Source organism: Prosthecobacter fusiformis (assembly GCF_004364345.1).
GTDB lineage: Bacteria > Verrucomicrobiota > Verrucomicrobiia > Verrucomicrobiales > Verrucomicrobiaceae > Prosthecobacter > Prosthecobacter fusiformis.
The window spans coordinates 643,357-655,469 of record NZ_SOCA01000003.1 but is presented as its reverse complement, the minus strand read 5'-3'; the positions used below and the strand labels follow the sequence as shown (position 1 = coordinate 655,469).

Below are 12,113 nucleotides of genomic sequence, written 5' to 3'. Positions count from 1 at the left end.
CTCTCAATTTCCCGCTAGGTCCAGCCCCGCTTCGATCTCCGCACCCTCCAGCAGATGCGCCACCAGTTGTCGGGCCACCCAGGGGGCACGCAGTACTCCTTTGGAGCCGAGACCGTTCATAAATCCAATCTGCGGACGCGCTGGATGTCGGCCAATGAGGGCTTGATGACCCTGGATGATCGGTCGCACTCCGGTCTGGCTTCCTTTCACTAAAAAGTCCCGCTTCAGCAGAGCACGCAGCTTTTGCTCCAGCCCAGCCAGGGCCACGGGGGAAGGCACATGCGGATCTTCAAAATCCAGTTCATATGTCGGCCCTACCCGCAGACTGCCATCCGCACGCGGCAGCAGCCAGCAGCCGCGATTGATGATGCGGCTCTCGCCCCCAGTATCCGCCTCCACATTCAGCACCGTTCCCCGTGCACTGCGGAAGGGCACCCAGTCGAACCATGGATGCCGTGCCGCCTCCCAGCCTGTGCAAAAAAGGGCGCTGGTATAAAACGTGCCCTGCCAACACACACCCCCATCCTTCAATTCCAGGTCCTGCCAGGACACCTCCCCAGCCTGCCAGCAGCCGAGTTTTTCGAAGTAATCCCGGCTCGCCTTCAAAAAAGCCGCTGTATCCAGCCAGCCGCTGTGCTGCTGCTGGAAGCCGCCCTGCGGATTGTCAAATACCGCGTCATCTACCAGCGGCCCTTCCACTTTGCAGAGGTAAGGCTGCACTTCCGGCTGCATGCGCCGCTTTTCCCACAGTGCCGCCGCCTTCTCATCCCGTAGCAGACGTATGATGGGCACCTCATGATAAAACCGCGCCTGCAGCCGTTGCTCGATCCCGCGATAAAAATATATCGCTTCAGGATATAATGTGTCATAGCGCCAGTTCAAATTTAGGCGCATTCCCGTGATTGGCGTCACCAACCCCGCCGCCACTTTGGATGAGGTCAACTCTTCATCCCTGTCCACGATGAGAAAACCCACCCCACATTGATGCAGACTCCAGGCCAGCGCAGTGCCCGCCAGCCCCTGGCCAATGATGAGAAATCGTGGAATCATGTCGCAGACACGATCCGCCAAAGTGCCCAGGTACAAAGACAAATCTTGCTGGATTCATGCGGGGGAAAGTGGATAACTAGAATGAACGTGACGTTGTCCATCACCAACCTTCGAAGCACGCTACAGCAGTTCTTGCTCTGGCTTTTCATCCTGCTGCCCGGTCTGGCCATCTCCGCCCAAGACAGCATCACGGTCCAGCTTAAATGGAAGCATGCCTTCCAGTTCGCCGGCCATTATGCCGCCGTGGAAAGAGGTTTTTATAAGGAGGCGGGGCTGGAGGTGACCCTCGTCGAAGGCGGTCCTGAGACCAATTTCGCCCATGAGCTTATCACCGGAAAATGCCACTATGCTGTGGCTCTTTCCTCCATGCTGATTCATCGCAATGAGGGCAAGCCCCTCGTCGCACTGGCGGCCATCCTCCAGCACTCTCCGGAGGTGCTCCTCGTACCTGGCTCCAGTGGTATCAATACCCCGCACCAGATGGCCGGACGCACCGTCGCTGCCTCGCCGGAGGATACCCCTGCCCTGCTGGCCATGTTCAAAAATGAGGGTCTGGCTGCCGATGCCGTCAAGACCATCCCTTATGAATTCAGCCCGGAAAAAATGCTGTCCGGTGAAATCGCCGGCATGGGCGCTTACAGCATCAACGAACCCTTCCAGCTCCAAAAGCTCGGCATCCCCTACCGGCTCATCCAGCCCCGCGATTACGGTGTGGATTTTTACGGAGACTGCCTTTTCACCACCGAGGATGAAATCGCCCGGCATCCCAAACGCGTCCGCGCCTTTCTCGAAGCCACCCTCAAAGGCTGGCAGTACGCCATGAGCCACCGTGTGGAGATCATCGATCTTCTCAAAGGCCGCTACCATTGCCCGCTCAGCCGTGAAGCCCTGAATGATGAGGCGGATCAAATGGCCCTCCTCATGTTCTCCGAGCTCATCGACATCGGCCACATGAATGAAGGCCGCTGGCGTCACATCGGGGATACCTATGTCCGCCTCGGCATGCTGGCCCCCGGTTACAGCCTGGACGGTTTCCTTTATGACCGGGAGCCCAAGACCGACCTCGCCTGGCTCCTCTGGACGCTAGGCGGCACCATTGGCAGCACCCTTCTCCTCGGCGGCATCGTCCTCGGCCTCATCCGGGTAAACAACCGCATCACCAATGCCGAGCGCCAGGCCCGCGAATCCCAGGCCATGCTGCAGACCGTCATCAATACCATCCCCGTCGGCGTCTTCTGGAAAGACCGTGACTCCCGCATCCTCGGTTGCAATCAGGTCTTCGCCGGTTACGCCGGCCTGGGTTCCCCGCAGCAGGCACAAGGCCTGACAGCAGACCGTCTGCCTTGGAAGGATGATGCCCAAGATGAAGTCACTGAGGAGCAAGTCATCCAGCAGGGCCGCTCCATCCTGCTCAGTGAAAAAAGCCTCACCTCCCCCTCCGGCAGCACCCGTCATTTTTATCAGAGTAAAGTGCCCCTGAAAAACGAGCTTGGGGACATCATCGGTCTTCTCAGCGTCATTGAGGACATCACTTCCCTCAAAGCCGCAGAGGAACATCAGACCCGGCTCAAAGACCGCCTGCTCCAGTCCCAAAAATACGAAAGCCTTCACCGCCTGGCCAACGGCGTCTGTCATCATTCCAACAACATCCTTCAGGCACTGACCAGCTATGCCGAGCTAGCGCGCCTGCAAACGCCCCCAGGGCAGACACGTGAATTCATGGACGGCGTATTGCGGGAGAGCCAGCGCGTCGCCGCGCTCAACCGTGTCCTCCTCACCTGCACCGGCCACGGGCTGCACCAGTTTGAGGAGACCCGCTTGCGTGCCTTCATGGACGAATCCCTGCCCACTCTCAAATGCTGCCTGCCCTCCACGCATGAGCTTGAATGGCAGCATGACGGCCCAGAAGTCATCATTCATGCTGACCGCGAAAGCCTGCGCCATCTCCTCATCAACCTCCTCACCAATGCCTCCGAAGCCACCGAAGGAAGCGGCACCGTCTATCTGCGCACCGGCACCCTTTTATGCGATGCCGCCTATCTCCAGGATAGCCAGATCGATCCCGCGCCTGATCCAGGTGAGTATCTCTACCTGGACATCATTGATACCGGCAAAGGCATGAGTCCCGAAGTCCTCCAAATGGTCTTCGACCCCTTCTTTTCCACCAAATTCACCGGCCGTGGTCTCGGCATGGCCGCCACCCTCGGCATCATCAAAAGCCACCACGGTGCCCTCAAAATCCAGAGCGCCCCCAACCAGGGCACTACCGTCCGCGCCCTGCTGCCCGTGCTGAAGAAGTAACATTCTACATCACTTCACCCGCTTGCGGTGCTTCCGCACCATGCCCATTTCTTTGAGTTTCCGCTGGAGAGTGCGCCGGCTCATGTTGAGAAGATCCGCAGCTTCACTGCGATTGTTCCCGGCACGTTCCAGGGCCTCGACAATGAGATGCTTTTCCATCTCATGGATGTCCAGTTCAGCCTTCGGCGGCTCATCTATCGCAGTCTCGTTGGTACTCTTTGCAGGGGCCACGGGCACACGCCAGCCCAGCCCACCGGGCTGGGACAGGTAAGCGGGCAGGTGCTTGGCCATCACGCGTGTGCTGTTGCTCATCACCACTCCGTGCTCAATGGCCGCCCGCAATTCACGCACGTTGCCTGGCCAGTCATAGGTCATCAGCAGCGGCAGTGCATCTTCTCCAAGCGGCTTGTAGCTTTTGCCATTCGCAGTGGCTAGGTCTTTGAGAAAGTGATCTGCCAGCAGGGGGATATCACCTTTGCGCGTACGCAGCGGCGGCATCAGGATGGTCACCACCCGCAACCTCCAGTACAAGTCCTCACGGAATTTTCCCTCTTCCACCAGCTTGGCCAGGTTCTTGTTCGTCGCTGCGACCACACGCACATCCACCTTGATGGGTTTGCTGCCACCCACACGCTCGATGACCTGCTCCCCCAAAGCTCGCAGCAGTTTCACCTGGGTGCTGGCATCGATCTCGCCAATTTCATCCAGGAAAAGAGTGCCTCCGTCCGCCATTTCGAAACGGCCAATCCGCCGTTCCTGCGCTCCAGTGAATGAGCCCTTTTCGTGACCGAAGAGCTCACTCTCCAAAATCTGTGGGGACAACGCTGCGCAATGCACCGTCACCAGTTTCGCCTTGGGTCGCCCGCTGAGATTGTGTACAGCCCGCGCCACCAATTCCTTGCCCGTGCCGCTTTCGCCTTCAATCAAAACCGTGGCACGGGTCGGTGCCACCTGCTGAATGGTTTCCAGGATAGGCTTCAGCGTATCCGCCTTGCCTAGGATCCCCTCGATGGAGTACTTCTGCTCCACCTGCTGCTTCAGTGCCTTGTTCTCACGCTCCAGACTGCGGCTGCGCAGCGCCCGCTTCACCAGCAGTTCCACCTCATCCAGGTTCAGCGGTTTTGTGACAAAGTGATAAGCCCCACGCCGCATCGCCTCCACGGCTGTATCCACGCTGCCATAAGCCGTCATCATGATGCACACCGGCGGGTGCGGCAGATGCAGCGCCTCCTCCAGCAGCTTCATGCCATTGTCTTCGCCTAACCGAAGGTCTGTCAGCATCACATCCACCTGATCATTTTTCAGATGCTCCATCGCCTCCGCCGCATTGGAGGCCACGTAGCAGTCAAAGTCATCCTCCAGCGACAGGCGCAACCCGTCCCGAGTATGTTTTTCGTCATCAACGATGAGAATGGTGGCTGGATCGGTCATACGTTTCTCCAAGTATTCTTCAAATCGGGTTTCGAATATTCCAGGCTACGTGTTACCACCCCCACCTCATCAAGACATCGCTGGGTTTTGACAATCCATTTTCTTCCATTTCCACTGACCACGCTAGTTGTCTGACCTTGGCTTCATCCAGCCGGTCCGTTGCCAACAGAACTGACAACAACTTCAAATCCTTTTCCCCCGATCCAAAGTTCGCCAAGTAGCAAAAGTATCTGTACTCAATCTCGTCGCCAGTAGGATCGTAGTAAGGAGTCATGATGAATTTCAAAGGATCAAGCATTGCCTGCCAAGTCCGGATTGCCTGCCTCTAGCAGCCGCACTTTCCGCTCCACCAGCGGTAGCCACAGACTGACGCGGGTGCCTTTGCCTGCACGGCTTTCGATGTCAATTTCGCCACCGTGCTCACGAATGATGCGGCGCACGATCAGCAGGCCCAGGCCGGTACCGGTACTGCGGGTGGTGGAAAAAGGCTGGAATAATTTCCCCATCTGCTCCGGGCTGATGCCCTTGCCGCTGTCTTCAAAACTCAGTCTCACTTCGAAGTCCGTGAAGCTGCCGTGAATGGTCAGGCTGCCACCCTTGGGCATGGCCTGGCAGGCATTGCGGATGAGATTGTAGATAGCCTGTTTCATCTGGTCCGCGTCCAGTGGCATGGAGGGCATGTCCGCCCGCAAGTCCAGGCGCACCTTCACCTTGGCCTGGTCCAGGTCCGGTTTTAAAAAACGTAGGCTTTCCTGAAGCAGGTCGGCGATGTGAATACGCTGAAACTGCGGCTTCGTCGGCCGGATGGCGGCGAGGAACTGGCTGATGATGCCGTCCATGCGCTTGATCTCCCCCGTAGCCACGTCCAGGTGCTCGCGTAAAGGCTCCCCAGGCTTGCCCATTTTCTTCAGTCTTCTCTCCAGCAATTGCAGATGAATGGTCAGCGAATTGAGCGGATTTCCCAGTTCATGCGCCACCCCGGCAGCCAACAGGGTAAAGGCATTCAGCCGCTCACTCTCGATCTGTTCCTCCGTGCGTTTCCGCGTTTCCGTCACATCGCGGATCAGCATCACAAAACCCATCGGCTGGTCATCATCAATGCTGGTGATGTAGAAATTGAGATACCGATTTTCGGGATAGAAAGTCTCGATATCCCGGCTCACGACCGTGCCTGGTTTCAGGAGTTCTCCCCAGTCCAGCCCGCGCATGCCCTGGGTCAGCTTCTGCCCTTTCACCTGCTCCTCCTTCAGACCAAAAAGCTGACAGGCCGCACTGTTGACGTAGGTGACACGGCTTTCCGTATCCAGCAGAATGACGCCCTCCTGCAGCGCCTGAAAGGTCTTCTCTAAGAAACCTTTTTCCTTCATCAGCTCCAAAATCACGCCCTGGACCTCCGCCGGTTCCAGGCGGTCCATGCGTTTCAGAAGCTTGTCTATGAAGGCAGATCTCATACAATGGCGAACATGACGGACATACTGCTTGTTTTCTCAACGTTTCCCGACCTCGATAAAGCGAGACATACTGGCACATTGATTGTCGAATCGCAACTGGCCGCATGTGTCAATTTGTGTCCTAACCTGGAATCCATCTACCGCTGGAAGGGGGCCGTAGAAACCAGCAATGAGGTGCTAGCCATCTTTAAAACCACCGTCCAGACCTATCCCGCCCTTGAGCAACGTCTGCGGGAACTGCATCCCTACGAGGTGCCGGAAATCATCGCCCTGCCTGCTGCACAGGCCAGTGCAGCTTATGCCCAGTGGATCATGCAGGAAGTCAGGACTGAATCCTGAAACCTCATCTCTCCGCCAGCACCATCGTCTCGATCCATTTACCCAATTCCGGCGGACGAAACTGACGCATCTTGGATAGCAGTTCCGCAGGATCATCAGATACCAGCAGGCAGTCCCGATGCTCTTGTTTCAGAAAACCCTGGGCCGTCATGTGATCCAGGAAAGTCAGCAAACCATCAAAAAAGCCGTTCACATTCAGCAGCCCGACCGGCTTTTCATGAAAGCTGAGTTGCAGCCAAGTGAGCGTCTCGAACAGTTCATCCAGTGTGCCAAACCCACCCGGAAGTGCGATGAAACCATCGCTGAGGTCCACCATGAGCTGTTTGCGCTCGTGCATGGAGCGCACCACATGCAGTTCCGTCACTCCACCGTGACCCAGTTCCTTGTCCATGAGTGCCTGGGGGATCACTCCGATAACTTCGCCACCCTCTTTGAGCGCAGCATTGGCGATGATTCCCATCAGCCCCACATTGCCGCCGCCATACACCAGTCCTATCCCTTCGCGGGCCAAAAAACTGGCTACCGCCTCTGCCGCATTCCGGTATAAAGACTCATGGCCGCCGCTGGACCCGCAGTAAATGGCTATTCGCATCCCGCTCTGTGCGCGAAACCAGCGCCGTGATCAAGAATGGAAACGTCCTTGGAATTTCCGCCGCTGATGGCATTCTCCCTTCCCCCGGATTTCTTTCCCAGCATGCGCGTTCACACCCTCGACCTCAAATTCCAAAACACCCCCGGCCTCATCGCGGCCTATGTGGTCGAAAGTGAAGGCAGCCTGGCCCTGATCGAAACCGGCCCCGGCTCCACCCTTCCTGCCCTCCGTCAAGCGGTCATGGAGGCAGGCTTCGCGGTCAATGACATCCGCCACGTCTTCGTCACCCACATTCATCTGGACCATGCCGGAGCCGCAGGCTGGTGGGCCCAGCAGGGTGCCCAGGTCTTCTGCCATCCCAGTGCTGCCCGCCACCTGGTGGATCCTAGTCGCCTGATCGACAGTGCCCGGCGCGTGTATGCTGACGAGATGGATACCCTGTGGGGAGATATGCTGCCCGCCCCGGAAGAACGCGTGACTCCGCTCATGGACGCAGAGAGCGTCACCGTCGGCTCCATGAAATTCACCGCCTGGGATACACCAGGCCATGCCCGCCATCATCACGCCTTCATCATTGAGGATGCCTGCTTCACCGGTGATGTGGCCGGACTGCGTTTGGGAAACAGTCCTTATCTTTCCGTCACCGCAGCCCCGCCTCAGTTTGACCCACCTGCTTATATCGGCTCAGTGGACCGCCTCTTGTCCGCTGATTTCAAGCGCCTCTTCCTCACCCACTTTGGCGGGATCACAGATGTGCGCTCTCACCTGACCCGCTACCGCCAGCGTATCGAAGAAGTGAACCAGAATGTGCGCCAGTGGCTGGCGGAAGGACTCACGACCGAAGCAATCCAGCAGCGATACGAGGAAACCGAACACGCCCTGGCCACCGCCGCAGGTATTTCGCCAGCAGGCTGGGACTTGCACCAAATGACTAACTCCACACGTATGTGCGCCGATGGCGTAAAGTTATACGTGGAAAAGAATCCGTGATCACGCGGACGATGGTGAGTGGGGAATAACGGGAACAGACATCCGGTCCGTTTGGCTGTTGCGAACCCCTTTGCAACCTCCGGGCTGGAAAGAACTTTTCCGACTCTATGGGGGCCATGCATTCACCCCATTCCAACCCACATGAAAACTTCATTTGTTAGAACATTGTTGATCACGGGCATCACTTTTGCACCTGTGATGATCTATGCCCAAAGCCAGGGCACCACCGCAACCGGCGCACCCGTCATTCCTTCGGAAGGACCCGTCGGCACAGGTAGCACGGCTGGCCAAAACGTCCTGCCCAGCAGAGAGACAACCAATACACAGACTGCTTCACAGGACAGTTTCCGTCAGTTTGATACTAACGGCGACGGCACACTGGACCAGAGTGAGTTTGCCCAAGCCTCCAGCCAAATGTCAGGCGGTAACGCTTCCATGCAGAGCCCCGCTAGCGGCAATGGCTCCGTAAATAACACAAACCCAGCCACAGGAACGACCACCAATCCTGCCATGGGCACCAACACCCCTAACAACACAGGTGTAAATGCCAATACGGGCGTCAACGCCAACGGCTTCAATCGAGGCACAAACGCCAACGGCAACAACGCCAATGGTAGCAACGCCAATAGCAATACCACCAACCCCAATGCCACAGGAACAAGGAGCAATGCTAATAGCAATAGCAGCAATCCTAATTCCACCGGCACCAACTCTAACTCAGGCACTAGCGGAAGCGGCAGCTCAGGCACTAGCGGAAGCGGCAGCTCAGGCACCAGCGGAAGCGGCAGCTCAGGCACCAGCGGAAGCGGCAGCTCAGGCACTAGCGGAAGCGGCAGTTCGGGCACTAGCGGAAGCGGCAGTTCGGGCACTAGCGGAAGCGGTAGCTCAGGCACCAGTGGCGGCGGAAGTTCGGGCTCCAGCGGTGGTGGTAGCTCGGGCGGCAGCGGTGGAGGCAGCTCAGGCACCAGTGGTGGCGGAGGGTCATAGAAACCTGCGACCTTGTCTATCACGCCCTGTTATGATCTCTGGTCTGGCAGGGCTTTTTATTTGGGAATTGGTACGATCCCTTTTGTTAATCCAAAGGATTGGGCGCTTTAGCGATGCTATGTATAACCTTTATGGGTGGCTGTGCATTGATGGATCAACCGTTGTTGTAAGCCGCCTTAATAATGGAAATTCGAGTTATACTACCATAATCACATAAAATCCCTCCGATTTAAACACAACCGGAACTCCTCAGCCTCCCGAATGAACGGGCAAGCATGACCCTTCTTAGACAGCGGCGATCCGAATGGGTCTCTCTTCAGGGGGTCATGTTGGCATGCAATTGCCAGGCCGCACATGCGGCATTCAAACCGACATCCCATGATTATGAAACACACAGCAACACCGGAGAATGGAACTCAAGGTTATGCCCTTGACCCTAAATATACGCCGCCCAAACCAAGACGGTTTTCATTTAGAACCGCCTTCCACGGCCTTTTTCTCAGCGCAGCAGGTGTTGCCCTCTTCATCAATCCCGCACATGGACAAACTTATTGGGACGGACAGACGAGCAATTCCTGGTCTGATGCCAACTGGACGTTGGATATTACAGGAGTGGCCGCAAACACGCTTCTGGGACCGAATGCCGATGTTGTATTCTCAAGCAACTCTCCAGCAAACAGCGCCAATACCACGCTGGGTGCCAACCAGACCATATCCAGCCTAACTATTAATGATAGTGCCGTGCAATCCATCTCAGGTTCCACACTCACTATCTCAGGGCTGCTTCCTTCGGCCATCACGGTGGGTGCGGGAGCAGGGCCGGTCACCATCAGCAGCAATGTGGCTCTGGCTGGCGCGGCCAATCTGATCACGGTTAACGGCGGGGAGCTGACGCTCTCTGGAGTCGTAAGTGGCACGATCGGACTTACCAAAGATGGCGACGGTGTGCTCACGCTCACCAATACGAACACTTACACGGGTGATACGGCCATCGCCGACGGCACTCTCCAGGTGGGGAATGGCTCGACAGGGTCCATCAATGTGCTTTCGGATGTCACCATCGCTTTGGGAGCAGTGCTGCAGATCAATCTGGCGGATGCAGGCAGTTGGGGCAATGACATCGTCAACAATGGACAGATCCAGTGGATCTCCGGTGGTGACAATACTCAGGCAGGAACCAGCATCATCAGCGGGACCGGCAGCATGCTCATCACGAGCATTGGCACCACAGTCCTGAACGGCGATAACAGCCTTATGCTGGGTGGAACCACCATCAATACCCCAGGCACCGTCCTGGCAGGCACTGCCGATGCTTATGGTGCAGGCACACTGACGATTGTGAATGGCACCGTGGATACCTTCGACAATGCGATCCTTGAGATCAGTGTTGGCGGTTATACACAGACCGGAGGAGAGACAGGCTTCCATTTGCAGGGCACTACTCCAGCGAATTATACTCACTACGATGTGACTGGTGGAGCCAACCTCGGCGGTGGCATCGTGTACCTTTATCAGGACGATACAGGCAGCTATGTCCCCAATGGTGCTTGGGCGGGCAATCCGACCGGGGACATCCAGACCATCATCGACACCACGACCGGCGTCATCGGCACGTTTGCTTCCGATTTCCCGGTGGCTACGATGTATAACCAGGAGTTTGAACAGACGTTCGTGTATGAGCAGGGCGAGACTCTGCTGTATCCAACGCTGACTTACGTGAACGATGTCAATGTGGTCTGGGTCCGCGATCCGTATACCTCCATTCCTGGCCTTACCCGCAATCAGCGCTCGGTAGCCGGTGGCCTCAATGGTTTCGCCTTTCTGAATCCAGGCACCAGCGGTGCTCTTGCGTTTCTGAATGCCCAGCCCCTCGCCAGTCTGCCAGGCCTTTATGACCTGATTGCTCCAGAAGAAATGACCGCCATTTTCCAAATGGGCTTCCATGCTTCTGAAATGCAGGCGGCCAGCATCACCCAGCATCTGGAGTTTGTGCGCCAGGGAGCCCGACGTCCGATGGGTGACAAAGAAAGCCACACCATCACCGCATCTGCGGATGGCAAACACGTTGAAGAAACAGCAGCCGTGGAAACGCCTGAAGGTCGCTGGAACATCTTTGTGGAAGGCCTCGGCGGCAATGCCAATGTCGGCAGCACCTCCAATGCAGAGGGTTTTGATTTCACCATGTATGGTGCCATGATGGGTGCCGACTATCTGGTTAACGAAACTCTGGCACTGGGCATCATGGGCGGATACGCCCAGAGTGAGGCCAGCCTGATCAATGGTGGCAGCATCGAAACAGACAGCTTTCGCGCTGCACTGTATGGTACATTCTTCAAAGGCGGCTTCTACCTCGACGGTCTGGTCGGTCTGGCTTATAACTCGTATGACACCGACCGCCTGGCTCTTCTGGGCCGTGCCACAGGGGATACCGATGGACTGGAATTCACCAGCATGCTGAATGCAGGGTATGACTTCCGTGCGGGCAATCTGACTTTCGGTCCGGTCGCCTCCGTCGCCTATACTCGGGTGGGTATCGATGGCTTTAACGAATCCGGTTCCCTGACACCACTGAGCTATCGAGACCAGGAGCAGGAATCCCTGCGCACCAACCTGGGTGCCAAGATCAGCTATGTCATTCCAGCCGGCCGCGTGCGCATCACACCCCAGGCACGGGTGACCTGGCAGCATGAGTTCATGGACGCTACCCAGTCCATTGATTCCTCCTTTGCCTCGGGCCCAGGTCCAGTGTTCACCGTGGATGGCCCTGAAATGGGCCGCGACAGCGCACTGGTGACCGCCGGGGTGACGGTTCAATTCAATCCTTCCGTCGCTGCGTATGCGTTTTACACCGGCCAGCTTGGCCGGACAAATTATGACTCCCATAACGTAACAGTGGGTGTGCGGATCAGCTTCTAAGCCTGACCTGAAAAACCACATTGCCCGCCTGGCCGTCTCAATCATTGAGGCGGCCA

At 57.0% G+C, this 12,113-nt stretch carries 9 protein-coding genes; 5 read left to right on the top strand and 4 right to left on the bottom strand.

What is annotated here, in order from left to right:
* Nucleotides 1-3 precede the first annotated feature (3 nt).
* Nucleotides 4-1,050 (bottom strand): NAD(P)/FAD-dependent oxidoreductase, encoded by a 1,047-nt coding sequence (locus EI77_RS11935; protein WP_133795485.1) that lies wholly within the window; start codon nt 1,048-1,050, stop codon nt 4-6.
* Nucleotides 1,051-1,131: 81 nt separating this feature from the next.
* On the opposite strand from EI77_RS11935, the gene EI77_RS11930 reads away from it, so the two are divergent.
* Complete coding sequence (locus EI77_RS11930; RefSeq protein ID WP_166647206.1) at nt 1,132-3,351, top strand: ABC transporter substrate-binding protein; 2,220 nt, start codon at nt 1,132-1,134, stop codon at nt 3,349-3,351.
* Between the two features lie 9 nt (nt 3,352-3,360).
* Here EI77_RS11930 and EI77_RS11925 read toward each other — a convergent pair whose 3' ends face one another.
* Complete coding sequence (locus tag EI77_RS11925; RefSeq protein WP_133795483.1) at nt 3,361-4,782, bottom strand: sigma-54-dependent transcriptional regulator; 1,422 nt, start codon at nt 4,780-4,782, stop codon at nt 3,361-3,363.
* A gap of 290 nt (nt 4,783-5,072) precedes the next feature.
* Nucleotides 5,073-6,233 carry a two-component system sensor histidine kinase NtrB gene (locus EI77_RS11920; protein ID WP_133795482.1) on the bottom strand — a complete coding sequence of 387 codons (1,161 nt, stop codon included), beginning with the start codon at nt 6,231-6,233 and terminating at the stop codon, nt 5,073-5,075.
* 12 nt (nt 6,234-6,245) lie between these two features.
* On the opposite strand from EI77_RS11920, the gene cutA reads away from it, so the two are divergent.
* The gene (gene cutA, locus EI77_RS11915) at nt 6,246-6,572 is read left to right on the top strand and encodes a divalent-cation tolerance protein CutA (protein ID WP_243838810.1); all 327 of its coding nucleotides are present in this window, start codon (nt 6,246-6,248) and stop codon (nt 6,570-6,572) included.
* Between the two features lie 4 nt (nt 6,573-6,576).
* Here the strand turns inward: cutA and EI77_RS11910 are convergent, their stop codons facing one another.
* The gene (locus tag EI77_RS11910) at nt 6,577-7,164 is read right to left on the bottom strand and encodes an LOG family protein (RefSeq protein WP_133795480.1); all 588 of its coding nucleotides are present in this window, start codon (nt 7,162-7,164) and stop codon (nt 6,577-6,579) included.
* Between the two features lie 102 nt (nt 7,165-7,266).
* Here EI77_RS11910 and EI77_RS11905 point away from each other — a divergent pair, with 102 nt between their 5' ends.
* From EI77_RS11905 to EI77_RS11895, 3 genes are all read left to right on the top strand, one after another.
* Nucleotides 7,267-8,154, top strand: a complete 888-nt coding sequence (locus tag EI77_RS11905) for an MBL fold metallo-hydrolase (RefSeq protein ID WP_166647205.1) — start codon at nt 7,267-7,269, stop codon at nt 8,152-8,154.
* A 141-nt stretch (nt 8,155-8,295) separates the two neighbouring features.
* Nucleotides 8,296-9,141: a hypothetical protein gene (locus EI77_RS11900; protein WP_133795478.1), complete on the top strand. Its 846-nt coding sequence runs from the start codon at nt 8,296-8,298 to the stop codon at nt 9,139-9,141.
* A gap of 384 nt (nt 9,142-9,525) precedes the next feature.
* Nucleotides 9,526-12,057, top strand: a complete 2,532-nt coding sequence (locus EI77_RS11895; RefSeq protein WP_166647204.1) for an autotransporter outer membrane beta-barrel domain-containing protein — start codon at nt 9,526-9,528, stop codon at nt 12,055-12,057.
* Nucleotides 12,058-12,113 lie beyond the last annotated feature (56 nt).

Coding starts and splice junctions, on each gene's coding strand:
- EI77_RS11935 (WP_133795485.1), bottom strand. CDS start 1,050: ATGATTCCACGATTTCTCATCATTGGCCAGGGGCTGGCGGGCACTGCG.
- EI77_RS11930 (WP_166647206.1), top strand. CDS start 1,132: ATGAACGTGACGTTGTCCATCACCAACCTTCGAAGCACGCTACAGCAG.
- EI77_RS11925 (WP_133795483.1), bottom strand. CDS start 4,782: ATGACCGATCCAGCCACCATTCTCATCGTTGATGACGAAAAACATACT.
- EI77_RS11920 (WP_133795482.1), bottom strand. CDS start 6,233: ATGAGATCTGCCTTCATAGACAAGCTTCTGAAACGCATGGACCGCCTG.
- cutA (WP_243838810.1), top strand. CDS start 6,246: ATGACGGACATACTGCTTGTTTTCTCAACGTTTCCCGACCTCGATAAA.
- EI77_RS11910 (WP_133795480.1), bottom strand. CDS start 7,164: ATGCGAATAGCCATTTACTGCGGGTCCAGCGGCGGCCATGAGTCTTTA.
- EI77_RS11905 (WP_166647205.1), top strand. CDS start 7,267: ATGCGCGTTCACACCCTCGACCTCAAATTCCAAAACACCCCCGGCCTC.
- EI77_RS11900 (WP_133795478.1), top strand. CDS start 8,296: ATGAAAACTTCATTTGTTAGAACATTGTTGATCACGGGCATCACTTTT.
- EI77_RS11895 (WP_166647204.1), top strand. CDS start 9,526: ATGAAACACACAGCAACACCGGAGAATGGAACTCAAGGTTATGCCCTT.